General features: G+C 64.1%; 18 protein-coding genes. 9 read left to right on the forward strand and 9 right to left on the reverse strand.

Features of this window, described 5'->3' with window-relative positions; genetic code table 11:
• Positions 1-23: 23 nt before the first annotated feature.
• Positions 24-1,061 carry a 2-dehydropantoate 2-reductase gene (locus tag LB541_RS11680; RefSeq protein ID WP_140655286.1) on the reverse strand — a complete coding sequence of 346 codons (1,038 nt, stop codon included), beginning with the start codon at positions 1,059-1,061 and terminating at the stop codon, positions 24-26.
• 129 nt (positions 1,062-1,190) lie between these two features.
• On the opposite strand from LB541_RS11680, the gene dapE reads away from it, so the two are divergent.
• Both dapE and LB541_RS11690 read left to right on the forward strand, forming a co-directional pair.
• The gene (dapE, locus tag LB541_RS11685; RefSeq protein WP_140559065.1) at positions 1,191-2,384 is read left to right on the forward strand and encodes a succinyl-diaminopimelate desuccinylase; all 1,194 of its coding nucleotides are present in this window, start codon (positions 1,191-1,193) and stop codon (positions 2,382-2,384) included.
• A 5-nt stretch (positions 2,385-2,389) separates the two neighbouring features.
• Positions 2,390-3,019 carry a transporter gene (locus LB541_RS11690; protein WP_140559064.1) on the forward strand — a complete coding sequence of 210 codons (630 nt, stop codon included), beginning with the start codon at positions 2,390-2,392 and terminating at the stop codon, positions 3,017-3,019.
• Here the strand turns inward: LB541_RS11690 and truA are convergent.
• From truA to def, 4 genes are read right to left on the reverse strand one after another with little or no spacing between them, the layout of a single operon-like run.
• A complete protein-coding gene (gene truA, locus LB541_RS11695) occupies positions 3,007-3,756 on the reverse strand; it encodes a tRNA pseudouridine(38-40) synthase TruA (RefSeq protein ID WP_140559063.1) in 750 nt (249 codons plus the stop codon). The genes LB541_RS11690 and truA overlap by 13 nt on opposite strands.
• Before the next feature lie 17 nt (positions 3,757-3,773).
• On the reverse strand, positions 3,774-4,280 hold the full coding sequence (locus LB541_RS11700) for a GNAT family N-acetyltransferase (protein WP_140514323.1): 507 nt from the start codon (positions 4,278-4,280) through the stop codon (positions 3,774-3,776).
• Positions 4,277-5,212: a methionyl-tRNA formyltransferase gene (fmt, locus tag LB541_RS11705; RefSeq protein ID WP_140559062.1), complete on the reverse strand. Its 936-nt coding sequence runs from the start codon at positions 5,210-5,212 to the stop codon at positions 4,277-4,279. The genes LB541_RS11700 and fmt overlap by 4 nt, the downstream gene beginning before the upstream one ends.
• Positions 5,213-5,218: 6 nt before the next feature.
• The gene (gene def / locus LB541_RS11710; protein WP_056573548.1) at positions 5,219-5,749 is read right to left on the reverse strand and encodes a peptide deformylase; all 531 of its coding nucleotides are present in this window, start codon (positions 5,747-5,749) and stop codon (positions 5,219-5,221) included.
• Positions 5,750-5,852: 103 nt separating this feature from the next.
• Between def and LB541_RS11715 the strand changes: the two genes are divergently transcribed.
• Positions 5,853-7,139, forward strand: a complete 1,287-nt coding sequence (locus LB541_RS11715) for a DNA recombination protein RmuC (RefSeq protein WP_140491433.1) — start codon at positions 5,853-5,855, stop codon at positions 7,137-7,139.
• 19 nt (positions 7,140-7,158) lie between these two features.
• Here LB541_RS11715 and LB541_RS11720 read toward each other — a convergent pair whose 3' ends face one another.
• Positions 7,159-7,563: a GFA family protein gene (locus tag LB541_RS11720; protein WP_140491431.1), complete on the reverse strand. Its 405-nt coding sequence runs from the start codon at positions 7,561-7,563 to the stop codon at positions 7,159-7,161.
• A gap of 122 nt (positions 7,564-7,685) precedes the next feature.
• Positions 7,686-8,639, reverse strand: coding sequence for a cation diffusion facilitator family transporter (locus LB541_RS11725; protein WP_140524219.1), 954 nt, complete (start codon positions 8,637-8,639; stop codon positions 7,686-7,688).
• 273 nt (positions 8,640-8,912) lie between these two features.
• Here LB541_RS11725 and LB541_RS28515 point away from each other — a divergent pair, with 273 nt between their 5' ends.
• Together LB541_RS28515 and sugE are read left to right on the forward strand one after the other, a co-directional pair.
• Positions 8,913-9,038 carry a hypothetical protein gene (locus LB541_RS28515; protein ID WP_140491427.1) on the forward strand — a complete coding sequence of 42 codons (126 nt, stop codon included), beginning with the start codon at positions 8,913-8,915 and terminating at the stop codon, positions 9,036-9,038.
• Positions 9,039-9,271: 233 nt separating this feature from the next.
• A complete protein-coding gene (sugE, locus tag LB541_RS11730) occupies positions 9,272-9,586 on the forward strand; it encodes a quaternary ammonium compound efflux SMR transporter SugE (RefSeq protein WP_140491423.1) in 315 nt (104 codons plus the stop codon).
• Positions 9,587-9,768: 182 nt separating this feature from the next.
• Here the strand turns inward: sugE and LB541_RS11735 are convergent, their stop codons facing one another.
• Positions 9,769-10,197, reverse strand: coding sequence for a DUF6481 family protein (locus LB541_RS11735; protein WP_140491421.1), 429 nt, complete (start codon positions 10,195-10,197; stop codon positions 9,769-9,771).
• Positions 10,198-10,417: 220 nt separating this feature from the next.
• Here LB541_RS11735 and LB541_RS11740 point away from each other — a divergent pair, with 220 nt between their 5' ends.
• From LB541_RS11740 to LB541_RS11755, 4 genes are all read left to right on the forward strand, one after another.
• Complete coding sequence (locus tag LB541_RS11740) at positions 10,418-11,476, forward strand: LLM class flavin-dependent oxidoreductase (RefSeq protein ID WP_224618466.1); 1,059 nt, start codon at positions 10,418-10,420, stop codon at positions 11,474-11,476.
• A 151-nt stretch (positions 11,477-11,627) separates the two neighbouring features.
• Positions 11,628-12,794 (forward strand): AI-2E family transporter, encoded by a 1,167-nt coding sequence (locus tag LB541_RS11745; RefSeq protein ID WP_140491417.1) that lies wholly within the window; start codon positions 11,628-11,630, stop codon positions 12,792-12,794.
• Positions 12,795-12,867: 73 nt separating this feature from the next.
• Positions 12,868-13,116: a hypothetical protein gene (locus LB541_RS11750; RefSeq protein ID WP_224618469.1), complete on the forward strand. Its 249-nt coding sequence runs from the start codon at positions 12,868-12,870 to the stop codon at positions 13,114-13,116.
• A 23-nt stretch (positions 13,117-13,139) separates the two neighbouring features.
• Entirely contained in the window at positions 13,140-14,141 is a 1,002-nt protein-coding gene (locus LB541_RS11755) for an LLM class flavin-dependent oxidoreductase (RefSeq protein WP_140524214.1), read from the forward strand.
• A gap of 48 nt (positions 14,142-14,189) precedes the next feature.
• Here LB541_RS11755 and LB541_RS11760 read toward each other — a convergent pair whose 3' ends face one another.
• A complete protein-coding gene (locus LB541_RS11760; RefSeq protein WP_140491411.1) occupies positions 14,190-15,209 on the reverse strand; it encodes a LacI family DNA-binding transcriptional regulator in 1,020 nt (339 codons plus the stop codon).
• Positions 15,210-15,376: the final 167 nt, after the last annotated feature.

Consider the following 15,376-nt stretch of genomic DNA (forward strand, 5'->3'; position numbering starts at 1 on the left):
TGATCCGCGTCGCCTGAATTCATTCAGACGCGACGCGCTTCAGGCGCGGCGACCTGATCCGCGCCGAAACCGGGCGATCCGCGGCCGGCCGCTTCCGCTTCACGCACCAGGGCGATGATTCGTCGGACCGTCGGCGCCGGCGTGCCCGCTTCTTGCGCCAGGCGAAGAACGGCGCCTTGCAAATCGCCGATCTCCGTCGGCCGGCCGCGCTGCAGATCGTCCCACATGGAGGAACGCGCCTCCGGGTCGATGGCCAGCATCCGCCGCGCCAGCAGCCTGAATAGCCAATCGGGGAGGCGGAGCACTATCGGCAACAGCGCCGGCCGCAAGCCGGCGATCCGCGCCGGCTCGATGCCCGACGCCTTCATGGCCTGGAGCGCCTCGTCGATCTGTCTTGCCAGGATCAGCCGCCAGCGCCGGTCGGCAAGCTCGCTCGCCAGCGGCAGGCCCGAAAGCGCCACCAGCGCATTGTTCAAATTCATCAAAAGCTTGCCCCACAGCACGGCTTTCATGTCGGCATGGACTTCAACCCGGAACCCTTCGACGCCGAGAAGGCTGATCAGACCGGCATCGCTGTCCTCGATCATGACCTTGCCGTCGCTGGCGCGGTGGACACGAAGCGGCAATTCGCCGTCGGCCGATTGCACGACATTGAACGGCACCATGCCCGCCAGCACTGTTCGCCCGTCGACACCGGCGCGCAGCCTGTCGGCATTGTCGATGCCGTTCTGCAGGCTCACCACCACGGCGTCCGGCGGGGCATGTGCGGCGATGAGCGCAGCCATCTCCCGCGTCGCGCCGCTCTTGACGGTGACCAGGATCACGTCCGCCTGCGGCAAGGCGGCGGCTGGATCTGTGGTGACGGCAAGCGCTTGCCGCTCGAGGCCCCGGTCGCGGCCCTCAAGGTCGCTGACCCGCAATCCGCCTTGCCGCAGAGCCGCCTCGATGCGCGGCCGGGCAAGCAGAATCACCTGGCGCCCGGCGAGCGCCAGGCAGCCGCCGGCATAGCAGCCGATGCTGCCGGCGCCGGCAATGACGATTCTCTTGTCCCCGTTTGCCATCCAGTCGCTCCGCACCGGGCCCACGACTATACGACATGAAAACCATAATGTCGGCGGTATCGCCGGTCATAGGACTGGCCCCTACGTCTGGCCGTGACAGGCCTTCAGCTTTCGACTATCGCTTTTGCCATGACGCTGCCGACCGATCCCGCCGCAAACCTCGCCGCCCTCATCCGTTGCGCCTCCGTGACGCCGGCCGAAGGCGGTGCGCTGACCGCGTTGCAGACGATGCTGGAACCGCTCGGCTTCCTCGTCGATCGCCCGATTTTTTCGGAAGACGGCACGCCCGATATCGAAAACCTTTATGCCAGGCGCTCAGGCAATGGCCCGCATCTGATGTTCGCCGGACACACCGACGTGGTGCCGGTCGGCGACGAAGCCGCCTGGACGCATCCGCCCTTCGGCGCCGAGATCGCCAATGGCGAGATGTATGGCCGGGGTGCGGTCGACATGAAGGGCGGCATCGCCTGTTTCATCGCCGCGATAGCGCGCCATGTCGAGACGAATGGCGGCCCGAAGGGCTCGGTCTCGCTGCTGATCACCGGCGACGAGGAAGGCCCGGCCATCAACGGTACCACGAAGCTGCTCGAATGGGCGGCTTCCAGGGGCGAGAAATGGGATGCATCGATCGTCGGCGAGCCGACCAACCCGGCTGCGCTCGGCGACATGATAAAAATCGGCCGGCGCGGCTCGCTGTCGGGCGACGTCATCGTCAATGGCCGCCAGGGCCATGTCGCTTATCCCTTGCTTGCCGACAATCCGGTACGCGGGCTGATGAGCCTGGTCGATGCTTTGCTGCATCCCGTCTTCGATGAGGGCACGAAGGATTTCCAGCCGACCAATCTGGAGGTGACATCCATCGACGTAGGCAACCCGGCCACCAACGTCATTCCAGCCAAGGCAACCGCCACCTTCAACATCCGCTTCAATGACAGCTGGACCGCCGAGACCATACAGGCCGAAATCCACAACCGTCTCGACCAGGCGGCGGGCCGCAGGAAATATCGGCCCGGCAAGGAGATGCCGGTCGACTACGAACTCGTCTGGCGCGACCGGCCGAGCCATGTCTTCCTGACCCGCGACGACAGGCTGATCGAGACGTTGAGCGGCTCGGTCAAGGCGGTGGTAGGCAGAGAACCGGCGCTATCCACCTCCGGCGGCACCTCGGATGCGCGCTTCATCAAGGACTATTGCCCGGTGGTCGAATTCGGCCTGGTCGGCAAGACCATGCACATGGTCGACGAGCGCGTTGCCCTTGCCGATCTCGAGACGCTGACGCAAATCTATCAGCGCTTCATCGAAGACTGGTTCGGACAGGACTGAGCAGCATGCTTTCGGCGGACGAGACCCAAGTTTCGCTGACCGGCGCCTGGCGACTGATGCTCGGCAGGGCCGATGGCCTGCGTCTGCTCGACCTGTCTGCCGATGGTTTCTGGAATTCCTTTTTCGCCATCGTCGTCGCGGCGCCGGCATTGATCGTCGGCTGGGTCGGCATCGCCAACGAGATCGGCGATCCCGATGCCTTCGCGGGCCGCTTCAGCATGCTGTTGCGGCTGGCGACAGTCGATATCGGTTCCTGGGTGCTGCCTCTGGTCGCACTCGCTCTGGTCGCGCCGCGCGCCGGCATCGGCGGCCGCTTCGTCCACTATGTGGTGGCCTCGAACTGGGCTTCGGCCATCACCGCCTGGCTGATGCTGCCGTCCGCGCTGATCAGGCTTTTCCTGACCTCGGCAAGCCAGATCTCCAGCCTTGTGTCGCTGCTGTTGTTCGCGCTGTCGATGGTGCTGACCTGGCGCATGACCAACGCGACCATCGGCAGGGGGGCCGCAATCGGGACCGCTGTCTTCGTTGGCATGTTCATCGCTTCGCTGATCGTGCTGTTCGGGCTGCAGGCGCTGCTTGGCATCACGGTTCCGGACACCGGAGCTCAGAGCCTTTCGAGACTCTATCCGGGATAATCGACGCCGACCAGAAAAAGCCCGTCGGGCGGCGCCACCTGGCCGCAGGCGGCGCGGTCGTGCGCCTCGAGCGCCGCCTTGAGATCGCCGGCCGTCCATGCGCCTTCGCCGACGCGCTTGAGCGAGCCGACCATCGAGCGCACCTGGTTGTGCAGGAAGGAACGCGCCGAGGCTCTGACTTCGATCATGTCGCCCGAACGGCTGACGTCAAGACGGTCGAGCGTGCGCACCGGGCTCTCGGCCTGGCATTGCGTGGAACGGAAGGTGGTGAAATCGTGCCGTCCAAGCAGCACTTTGGCGGCTTCGTGCATGGCAGTGGCGTCGAGCTGCTTCGGCACCCACCATACCTTGCCCTTTTCCAGCGCCGAGGGCGCGCGCCGGTTGAGGATGCGGTAGAGGTAGTGACGGCCGATGGCCGAGAAGCGGGCATCGAAGCCGTCGACGACGGTCGTTGCTTTCAAGATCGCGATGCGGTTGCCGGCGGCCTGCAGATGCGCGTTGACGGCGTCGCGCACCTTGTCGTCCGGCCAGGCCTTGGCCAGGTCGACATGCGCCACCTGGGCCGTCGCATGCACGCCCGCATCGGTACGGCCGGCAGCGCGCAAGCGGACCTGTTGGCCGCAGAATTTTTCGATCGCCTGCTCGATCGCCTGCTGCACCGAAGGCTGGTCCGCCTGGTGCTGCCAGCCGGCAAACAGGCTGCCGTCATATTCGATGTCGAGGCGAAAACGCGGCATGCCGGGCGGCTATACGCCTAGGCGGCGAGTGCGGTGAAGGCTGAGGCGTAGACCAGCCGGCCGGTTTCGGGAGCGTCGCCCCAGGCCAGCGCCTGCAGCGCCTCGCCCTGGTATTCGCTCTCGAATCCTTCGGCGCGCGCGTGGCTGTAGCCGAAACGGCCGTAGTAGGTGGGGTCGCCCAGCACCACGGCCAGCATCTCGCCGGCGTCGCGCAGGCGAATGTGAGCCTCGCGGATCAGCGCGCCGCCAATGCCGGTGCCGTGAAAGGAGGGCTCCACCGCCAGCGGCGCCAGTGCCACCGCCGGGAAATCCTTGCCGCCGGTGCGGGCGAAAAGCCGCGAAAACAGGATGTGGCCAACCACTTGCCCGTCTTCTTCCGCCACCAGTTCGACAACGGCGTCGCCGCCGGAAACCAGCGCGTCAACCAGCCCGGCCTCCGCCTGCTGGCCGAAAGCGTGTTCCTCGACGAGGCGGATGGCCTCGCGATCCCGCGGCGTCGCCGCGCGTATCGACATCATGCTCATGACAATTTCATTCCTTTTTCGATCTTGGTCCCGCGCAGGAATTCTTGCGCGGCGGCGGGCCTTCCGCCCGCCCGTTGAACTTCGACCAGCCGGATCGCGCCCGCTCCGCAGGCGATCGTCAGGCGGTCGTCGAGAATTCCTCCCGGTTCGCCCACACCTTGCGCAAGCGTCGAGCGAAGCAGTTTCAGCCGTTCCACCCGGCCACCAATTTCAACCTCGCACCAGGCGCCGGGGAAGGGCGACAGGCCGCGAATGTTATTGTGGACTTCGGCCGCGGGTCGCGTCCAATCCACGTGCGTCTCGGATTTACCGATCTTTTTGGCATAGGTCACCCCCTCAATCGCTTGGGCGGTGAAGGCCAGGCCATTCCTTTCCAGCCGCGCCAGCGCTTCCACGATCAGTGCGGCGCTGACGCTCATCAATCGATCATGCAGATCGCCGGCGGTCATATCGGGTTCGATGACGCATTTTTCAACCAGCCCCACCGGGCCGGTGTCGAGGCCTTCTTCCATGCGCATGACCATCATGCCGGTTTCGCTGTCTCCCGCCATGATCGCCCGCTGGATGGGCGCCGCACCGCGCCACCGCGGCAACAGCGAGGCATGGCCGTTGATGCAGCCCAGTTGCGGCGCCTCAAGAACCGCCCTGGGCAAAAGCAGGCCATAAGCCACGACCACGCCGATATCGGCTTGCAGCGCGCGAAAAGCTGCCTGTTCGGCCCCGCCCTTGAGCGACGTCGGCGTGCGCGTCTCGATGCCCAGCCGTTCCGCCTCGCGCTGTACCGGCGACAGTGTCAGCTCAAGGCCGCGCCGGCCGGCGGCTCGCGGCGGCTGGGTGTAGACGGCCGCGACCTCATGTCCGGCATCGGCAATCGCGCGCAATGTCGGCACCGAAAACTCCGGCGTCCCCATGAAAATGACGCGAAGGGGCATTGTCCCCTATCCCACCAGCTTGCCCGGAGCCTTGTCCTTGGCCAGCTTCTTGAACTTCTTCACCACCATGTCGCGCTTCAGCTTCGAAATGTGGTCGATGAACAGCACGCCGTTGAGATGGTCGATCTCATGCTGCAGGCAGGTTGCCATCAGCCCCTCGGCCTCCATTTCCTGCAGCTTGCCATCGCGGTCGAGATACTTGACCCGCACGGAAGCCGGGCGTTCGACCTCGGCATAATAGTCGGGAATCGACAGGCAACCTTCCTCGTAGACGGAGCGCTGGTCGGCGCTTTCCAGGATTTCGGGATTGATGAAGACATGCGGCGCCGGCGTCTCGTCCTCCTTGGCGAGGTCGATCACCAGCATGCGCAGCGGCTCGCCGATCTGGATCGCGGCCAGCCCGATGCCGGGCGCGTCATACATGGTCGCCAGCATGTCGTCGGCCAGTTTGCGCAAGGGCGCGTCGACGCGCTCCACCGGCTTGGAAACCTGGCGCAGGATGGGGTCGGGAAGGATGATGAGCGGCTTGATCGGCATGGCGTCTCACCTAAGACCTTGAATAAAGGGCGTCAACCGGTACGCCGGGGGATCGTTCACGTTTTGATCTGTGCTGGCCGGCCGAATCGTCTATGCTGTGTGCATGAACGACCTGACATCCATCCTTTCGGAACCTGTCGCCCGGCTTGGCGCGACCACGATCACGCTCGGCCATGCGCTGGCGTTCGGGGCCTTTGTGTTTCTTGGCCTGTTCGTGGCGCTTGTCGTCGCGCTGTGGCGCTCGGCCAAGGCGCGCGCCGTGGCCGCTGCCGAAGCCGCCGACCATGCCCGCGACGCCGAGGCGCGGATGGCCGGCATATTGCAAAGCCAAGCCGAGATGCAGGGCCGCATGGGCGCCATCGCGGAAGTCTTCGGCGCGCGGCAGGCGGAACTGACGCAATCGATCGGCCAGCGCCTCGATGCCATGACCGGCCGCCTCGGCCAGACCATGACCGAGCAAACCAAATCCACTCATGAGAGCCTGGCCAAATTGCAGGAGCGGCTGGCCGTCATCGACACCGCGCAAGGCAACATCCAGTCGCTCGCCGGCCAGGTCGTGCAATTGCAGGCGATCCTCTCCAACAAGCAGACGCGCGGCGCCTTCGGCCAGTCGCGCATGGAAGCGATCGTCGCCGACGGTCTGCCGCACGGCGCCTACGAGTTCCAGGCGACCTTGTCCAACGGCAGCCGTCCCGATTGCCTGGTGAAGATGCCCAACGGCGCGCCGGCGCTTGCCGTCGACGCCAAGTTTCCGCTGGAAGCCTGGAACGCCATCCGCGCCGCCGAAGGCGCCGAACAGCAGAAGGTCGCGTCGCAGGCCTTCCGCCGCGACATCGAGGTGCATGTCCGCGATATCGCGGATAAATATCTGATCCAGGGCGAGACGCAGGATACCGCCTTCATGTTCGTGCCGTCGGAATCGGTGTTTGCCGAGATCCACGAAAATTTCGAGGCGGTGGTGCAGAAGGCGCACCGCGCCCGCGTCGTCATCGTCTCGCCGTCGCTCCTGATGCTGTCGATCCAGGTCATCCAGGCGATCCTGAAGGATGCCCGTATGCGCGAGCAGGCACACCTGATCCAGGGCGAGGTGATCCGGCTGATGGAGGATGTTTCGCGCGTCGACGAGCGGGTGCGCAAATTGCAGGGCCATTTTGCCCAATCGGCCAAGGATATAGACGACATCCTCGTCTCGACGTCGAAGGTGACCAAACGCGGCCAGAAGATCGAAGCTCTGGAGTTTGGGGCGCAGCCCGGAGGCGATGCCGACCCTGACATGGCGTCACCAGCCCCTGCGAAGCCGGAACCCGGCCCGCGCGTTGTCGATTCCCCACGCGTTGCCGATTCAAAGACCGGCCAGCTCAGGCTGAGGGTCGTCGAAGGCGACGAATGAGGCGCCGCACCGGACGGCGCTACTGCTCCTCCACTGTGGTCATGCCGTGAAATTCAGGTAGCCAGTGAAGCGCCGAGCGGTGCCATTTTTGCAGTGTCGGAATCAAATCCTGGCGTTGCCGCGCGGTTCCCACTCGAATGCCGTAGACCTTTGGGCCATCTCCGACCGACGTGGCGTAAAGGTGCGAACCGCAGTCGGCGCAAAAGGCCTGGACGCGCTTGGCGCCGCTTGCCACGGTCTTGATGTAGACCTTCGGTGTACCCTTTGTGATCCGGTAGTGATCTTCAGGCGCCGGAACGGTGACGCGAAAGGCCGTACCGGTCAACTGTTGGCAATCGGTACAATGGCAGATCGAGGTCTTTTCCGGTTCGACCTCCGCCTCATAGGTGATGGCACCACAATGACAGCCGCCGTCGATCTTCATAATCAGTCCTCCAAAACTCGATCGGCTGATTTTAGCGGCGCAGCGTCGCAAGGCAACGACGCGACGCTGGTCCAAGACATAATCCCGAGGAGTGGAATGTGTTTCGAGACCTGCTCAAAACTCTACTCGGATGCCGATTCGATCAGCTTGCGCCGCTGTTCCCAGGTGCCTGTCGTCTGCGGCTTGACGAACAGCCGGGTGATCTCGGGCATTTCCTTCCTTAGCCGCGCTTCGAGGCGCTCGACGCAGGCTTCGATTTCCGGCGCGGACAGATGGTCCTCGAATTCGATGCTCAGGCCGGCAACGATTTCTTCCGGCCCCAGGTGGACCGTCAGGACGCCGTTCGCCCGCTGCACCGCCGGATCCTGCTGCGCGATCGCCAGCACTTCTTTCTGCACCGCAGGCGAAGCAGGCTCGCCGATGAGCAGCCCCTTGCTCTCGCGCGCCAGGAAGGCCGCGGTCGCACCCAGGATCAGCGCAATGCCGATCGAGGCGGCGCCGTCCAGTTCCGGCATCTCGAAAATCTCCGCCGCCAATATGCCGGCAAAGGCGACGATCAGGCCGAGAAGCGCGGCACTGTCCTCGAACAGCACTGTGTAGACGCTTGGATCCTTGCTCGATTGCACGGCCTGCAGCCAGCCCTGCTGGCCCTTCTGCCGGCGGAATTCCCTCAGCGCCACCAGCCATGAGCTGCCCTCGAACAGAAACGACAGGCCGAGCACGATGTAATTGACCCTGACATTGGCGGCCGGTTCGGGCGCAATGATGTGCGTCACGCCTTCGTAGAACGACACGCCGGCGCCGAGCGCGAAGACGAGAAGCGCCACGATGAAGCTCCAGAAGTAGAGCTCGCGGCCATGGCCGAGCGGATGCGCGCGGGTGGCCGGGCGTGCGGCGCGATGCATGCCATAAAGCAGCAGGCTGCCATTGCCGGTATCGACCAGCGAATGCACGCCTTCCGAAAACATCGCCGAACTGCCGGTGAAGAAGGCTGCGACGAATTTGGTCAGCGCGATCGCGAGATTACCGGCGAGCGCCGCGTAAATGACCGTTCGAGAGCCGCCATGCCCCGCCATTGCTTCCCTGTCGTCCTGTCCGACACGCGAAGTCTAGAGTAATTGCAGGAAAAGTGGGAGCCGATTTCCTTGAGATCATGCTGCGGGCCCGCCGAAATTCCGCGGCCATCGCGACGCACCAACACCCCGTCCGTTCAAGTCGCTGCGCGCCGGTTCGGATTCATAAGGCCGCCGAAACAGGTTGCCGGTTTTCGCGGCCGTGACCGCGAACGGCCCTTGCCTACAGGCATTTCTCTTGTTTCACTTCACTTCCCGCAACTGGAGGAACGAATCATGGCAAAAGGTGCGATGAAGGCAGGCAAGGAGGCCCGCAAGCCGAAGAAGGACGCCAAGAAGCCGGCCGCTGCTCCCACGCTCAAGGCGCCGCCGGTCAAGGCAACGAGGCTCAAGGAAAAATAGTCGCGTGCCTCGGATGGAGTTCGCCGGCGGCGTTCGGAACACCGCCGGCAGTTTGTTGATCGGGCGTTAAGACACCCTATATCTGGTGCGGGGACGACCCCACATCTCCTGAAATCCGGTCGGGACGACCCGCCCACTGTCTGACAGGGCATCGGCTGCCGCGGTGCTCGGTCGATCGCGCATTGCATCGTCCTGAACGGACGTCGGTGCGATGCTTGGATGGAGCGTTCCCCATGTCATGGATTTTTCTGTTTTTCGCCGGCCTGTTCGAGATCGGCTGGGCAATCGGCCTCAAATATACCGACGGATTCACCCGCCTCGTCCCGACCGTGCTCACGGTCGCCTCGATGATCGTCAGCCTCACGCTGCTTGGACTGGCGCTGAAAGCGCTGCCCGTCGGCACCGCCTATGCGGTGTGGACCGGCATCGGCACGGTCGGCACGGCGCTGCTCGGTATCTGGCTGCTCGGCGAGCCGGCGACCGTCATCAGGCTCGCCTGCATCGCGCTCATCGTCTGCGGCATTATGGGGCTGAAATTCGCGGCATAAAGCAATCCAGGAAGCGAAGCGGTTTTCCATCCGAAATTGCGTCGAAGCAAACAGAGCAATTTTGCGAAAGTCGCATCACGAACGGCGTCGGCAATCGCACGAATTGGCGCGCGGACAAACGCATGCAGGGCCGCTTCGCAGCGACCCTGATCCTCGAAGCAGGTTGCTCCGGCGGTCTGAGGCTAGCGGCCGGTAAAGCCTGGCGGTGTCCTGCCGGTGCGCGCCTTGCGCGCCGCATAGCGCGCGTCGCGCTTCGCCTTGCGCTCGGCCTCGTCGGCCAGCAGACGCGCGATGCGCTCGGCCTCTTCGGCTTCCCGAATCCTGGCTTCCGCCTGCGCCGCCTCTTCGGCCGCGACCCGTGCGGCTTCGGCTGCGGCCTCGCGCTCGGCCTTCTCGATTGCCTCGCGTGCCAGCCTTTCCTGCTTCAGCCTCGCCTTCTCGGCCTCGCGTATCTCACGCGCCGCAAGGATAGCCTTGCGTTCGGCCTGTCGCGCCAGCACCGCGGGATCGTCCGCCGCCGGCTTCGACTTGAAGCGCTCCAGAAGCGCCTTCTTTGCCTCGTTCGCGGCGTTGCGCCGCTCGAAAATGTCTTTTTCCCTGTAGATAGCCAAGTCCACTTCCCTGAAGTCAATTCGCGACGCTTACATACGCGCGAAAACCGGGAGTTCAAGCGCCAAAACGGTATGCCAGCCATGAAATTCCGTGCTGTTGCAGCCGGGAGACGCCTTCGCGGCCGAAACGGACACGCACTGTTCGCAGTCAGACCCTCTGGTGGTGATACGGGCTGATCGCTACCTCTAGCGCGAAAATCAAACGCCAGGATGACACCAGATGGAACTCGGTCTCTACACTTTCGCCGACGTCAGCCCGCAGCCGGGCCCCGGCGCAATCGGCCCGCACGAGCGGCTGCGCAACCTGATCGAGGAGATCGAACTGGCCGATCAGGTCGGCCTTGACGTTTTCGGCCTCGGCGAGCATCACCGGCCGGACTATGCCGCGTCCGCGCCTGTCGTGGCTCTGGCCGCGGCGGCCGAGCACACCAAACGCATAAAACTGACCAGCGCCGTCACTGTCCTGTCCTCGGACGATCCGGTCCGCGTCTTCCAGCAATTCGCCACGCTCGACCTTCTTTCCGGCGGCCGGGCCGAAATCATGGCCGGGCGCGGCTCGTTCATCGAGTCCTTTCCGCTGTTCGGCTACAATCTTGAGGATTATGACGAGCTGTTCGCCGAAAAGCTCGACCTGCTGCTCGCCATTCGCGATCAGGTGAAGATCACCTGGTCGGGCAATCTGCGCGCGCCGATCAACGATCGCGGCGTCTACCCGCGCCCCTTGCAGGAAAAACTGCCGATCTGGATCGCCATCGGCGGCACGCCGCAGTCCGCCGCCCGCGCGGGCGCGCTCGGCCTGCCGCTGGCGCTCGCCATCATCGGCGGCGAGCCGGCGCGGTTCGCGCCGCTGTTTGACCTCTATCGCGAGGCCGCCAGGCGCGCGGGCGTCGATCCGAAGGGTCTTGCCACCAGCATCAACGTCCACGGCTTCATCGCCGACACGACCGAGAAGGCGGCCGACGATTTCTATGGCCCACAGGCCGAGGTGATGAACCGCATCGGCCGCGAGCGCGGCTGGGGTCAGACCTCGCGGGCGCATTTCGACCAGTCACGCGGCCCGGGCGGCGCCTTGTTCGTCGGCAATCCCGAGCAGGTGGCCGAGAAGATCGTCGCCCAGCACAAGATCTTCGGCAATGACCGCTTTTTGCTGCAGATGGCGATCGGCATCATGCCGCATGCCAAGGTCATGAAGGCGATTGAACTCTACGGCACCAGGGTGGCGCCGATCGTGCGCAAGGAAACGGCTGACGCCGTCCCGGCCCCGGCGCCTGCCGCGTAGTGTTGCACTTCCGCGAAAAATTGCGCGGGAACAATAACCGCGACGGCGGGCCTCGTGGGCTCGCCGTCAACGCCGGCTCACGGAACCTTGGACCGGCAGGGGCGTTTTCTCAGCGGTTGCGCCAATTGCGGTGCGCCGCCGAGGGACCGTGATGAAAGCTGACCCCACCGCTTCGGTCGCGGGCGTTTCCGAAGCAGAAGAGGCGCGCATCGCCGCCCGCGCCGACACGCATCTGATACGCTCGCTGCTCGTCGGCATCTTCATCTTCATGGCCATCTACGCGCTCTATTTCGCCCGTGCCTTCTTCATGCCGGTCATACTGGCCTTTCTGCTGGCATTGACGCTGACGCCGATCGTCAGGCTTCTGCGCAAGCGCGGCATACCCGAGGTGATTTCGGCGACGCTTCTGGTGCTTCTGTCCCTCTGCCTCTTCGCCAGCGCCGGCTACCTGCTGAGCGGCCCGGTGATCGATCTCATCAACAACACTTCGTCGATCGGCCAGCGGCTGACCGAGCGGCTGGCGCATTTGCGACCTCCGCTCGAGAGGATGATGGAGGTTACACATCAGATCGAAGGCCTCACCGAGACGTCGCAGGAGCCGGGCATACAGAAAGTCGCGGTAGCCCAGTCTGGCTTCCTGTCGTCGGCGGCCTCGAACATTCTTTCGGCGGGAACAAGCCTGACCATCATCTTCGTGCTGTCGCTGTTCCTGCTTGCTTCAGGCACGATGTTCTATGAAAAGATCATCCAGTCCTTCGCCAGCCTCACCGAGAAGAAGCGGGCGCTGCGGGTCGTTTACGACGTGGAACGGGAAATCTCGCACTATCTGCTCACCGTCACCATCATCAATATCGGCCTCGGCACGATCATTGGCCTTGGTCTGTGGGCACTCGGTATGCCCAACCCGCTCGTCTGGGGCGCCACGGCCGCTCTGCTTAATTTCCTGCCCTATGTCGGCGCCATGATCACGCTCATCGTGGTCACGATCATCGCGCTGATCAGCTTCGACACGATCTCCTATGCGTTGTTGGCGCCTGCCTTCCTGCTTTTGTGCGACATCGTCGAAGGCCAATTCGTAACGCCGATGGTTGTCGGCCGGCGGCTCGAGATCAACGCCGTGGCGATCTTCATCGCCATTGCCTTCTGGTCATGGCTATGGGGCTTTGTCGGCGCGCTGATGGCGGTGCCGCTGCTGGTCCTCATCAAGGTGTTCTGCGATCACTTCGATGGTCTGAGCCATGTCGGCAACTTCCTGGCGGCACAACATCTCTCGGCGGTGGAAGATGAGGCCACCGAGGAAGGTAAGGCTCCGGCATAAAGCCGCGCGTCTGGTTTGCGGCGCCTGGCTCGAATGCCTATATCCGGCCGGTCCAATGGCCGGTGCCCTTCCCATGAGCGATGCTTCCTTCGACCTCGACGACTGTTTCGCTCGCATCGGCCATGCCGGCTTGCGCGATGCGCGGCTGGGCGCGTCGCCAACATTTGGCGTCGACAGATCCGGGCTTGCATTTCCTGTCCATCATCGCGGCAGCCCCGCCGAGCAGAAACGCATAGCCGCGGCCAGCGGATTTGCCGATGCGCTCGGGGGCGGCTTGGCATCCTCATTCCCGACCGCACGGCCTTCGAGGCAGGGTGCTTGAGATAAACCTCGTGGAGACCTGACATGGCAGCCCTTTCCGTCCTCGACCTGTCGCCGATCGTCGAAGGCAGCGATGCCTCGCAGTCGCTGGCCAATTCGCTCGATCTTGCCCGCCATGCCGAGCGGCTGGGCTACAAGCGCTATTGGCTGGCCGAGCATCATAACATGCCGGGCATCGCAAGTGCCGCCACCTCGGTCGTCATTGCCCATGTCGCGGGCGGCACCAAGACCATTCGCGTCGGCGCCGGCGGCATCATGTTGCCCAATCACTCGCCGCTGGTCATCGCCGAGCAGTTCGGCACGCTGGCCGCCTTGTTCCCCGGCCGCATCGATCTCGGCCTCGGCAGGGCGCCCGGCACGGACATGAACACGGCGCGCGCCTTGCGCCGCAATCTCGAGGCCGGTGCCGACAATTTTCCGCAGGACGTCGTCGAGCTGATGGGCTATTTCCTGCCGGCGGAAGAGGGCCAGCGGCTGCGCGCCGTGCCGGGTGAAGGCCAGACCGTGCCGGTCTGGATCCTCGGCTCCAGCCTGTATGGCGCCCAGCTTGCCGCCATGCTCGGCCTGCCCTACGCCTTCGCTTCGCATTTCGCGCCGGCCGAGCTAGACCATGCGCTGGACATCTACCGCTCCCGCTTCCAGCCGTCGGAACAGCTCGACAAGCCCTATGTCATGCTCGGCCTCAACGTCTTTGCGGCGCCCACCGACACTGAGGCACGACTGCTGTTCACCTCGCTGCAGCAGGCTTTCGTCAATCTGCGCACCGGCCGCCCCGGAAAATTGCCGCCACCGGTCGAGAACTATGACCGCGATCTCGATCCGATGGCCAAGTCCATGCTCGGCCAAGCGCTGTCCTGCGCCGTCGTCGGCTCGCCGGAAACGGTGCGGCAAGGCATCGACGCCTTCGTTCGCCGCACCGGCGCCGACGAATTGATGGTCACCGCGCAGATATTCGATCATGCGGCTCGGGTGAGGTCCTTCGAAATCCTGGCCGACGCCCACAAATCGCTGTCGCAAGCGGCGTGAGATTTCCAGCTCGGCGCTTGCCGATAGCGATTCAACCACTGAACCGCTCTACGCACTCACGCTCTGCGCCACCGCTCCCAGCGGTCGGCATGAATTGCGGATCATCAACCGGCCCTTGAGCACCAGCTTGCGCGGCGGCGCGTCGCGATTTCCGGCAAGGCGGTCGAGCAGCAAATTGGCCGCCTGTTCGCCGATCGCCTGCACCGGCTGTGCCACCGTGGTCAGTTGCGGGACAAACACGTCCGACCACGGAAAATCGTCGAAACAGGCGATCGAAACATCTTCCGGGCAGGACAGGCCGATATCGCGGATCGCCTTCATGGTGCCGATCACCATCGGATTGTTGGCGGAGAAGATCGCGCTCGGCCTGTCGTGCAGCGACAACAGCTGCATGGCCGCGTTATAGCCGTCGATCTCGTGAAAATTGCCGGAACGTACCAGCTCCTCGGCGACCGGCAGGCCGGCTGCCTGAAGCGCTTCGCGATATCCGGCCATGCGATCATGCATCGGTGAGATATCCGACGTTCCGGTGATGTAGCCGATGCGCCGGTGCCCGAGATGTATCAGGTAGGTGATGGCGTCGAACACGGCGCGCTGGTTGTCGAGCACCACGGCATCCGTGTCGACACCGTCGCAGATGCGGTCAAGCAGGACGACCGGCACGTTGGCGTCGTCGACGATGCGCTTGAGGATCGTCCCATCGCCGACGCGCGCCACGATCAGCCCGTCGACCATACGGTCGAGCAGCAGCCTGATCTGGTCGTCCTGGGTGTTGAGGTCCTCGTCCGTGCAGCACAGCATGACCGCATAGCCGGCGCGGTCGAAGGCCTGCTGGATGACTGACACGACATCGGTGAAGAACGGATTGGTGATGTGCGGGACAGTCAATCCGATGGTGCGCGTGGTGCCCATTTTCAGGCTGCGGGCGATCGCATTGCGCTTGTAGCCGATATCGCGGATCGCCTGCTCGATGCGCTGGCTGAGCTCCGGACTGACGGTCGCCGTGCCGTTGATCAGCGCCGAAACCGTGGCGACCGACACGCGCGCCGCTTCGGCCACGTGAAGCATGGTCGGCGCCGTCGATTTTCGCTGCCTTGTCTTGCTTGGCCCTGCCATTTTCGAAACGTTTCGCCGCCTCTCTATGCATCATACCTACGGAATATCGCGGTTTTTCGCAAGAATTGAAATGAGCCAATCTCACGTCACCAGATAGAAGCTTGACAGGATCGAAACGT

It is taken from the genome of Mesorhizobium sp. BR1-1-15 (assembly GCF_020165475.1).
In the GTDB taxonomy this organism is placed as follows: domain Bacteria; phylum Pseudomonadota; class Alphaproteobacteria; order Rhizobiales; family Rhizobiaceae; genus Mesorhizobium.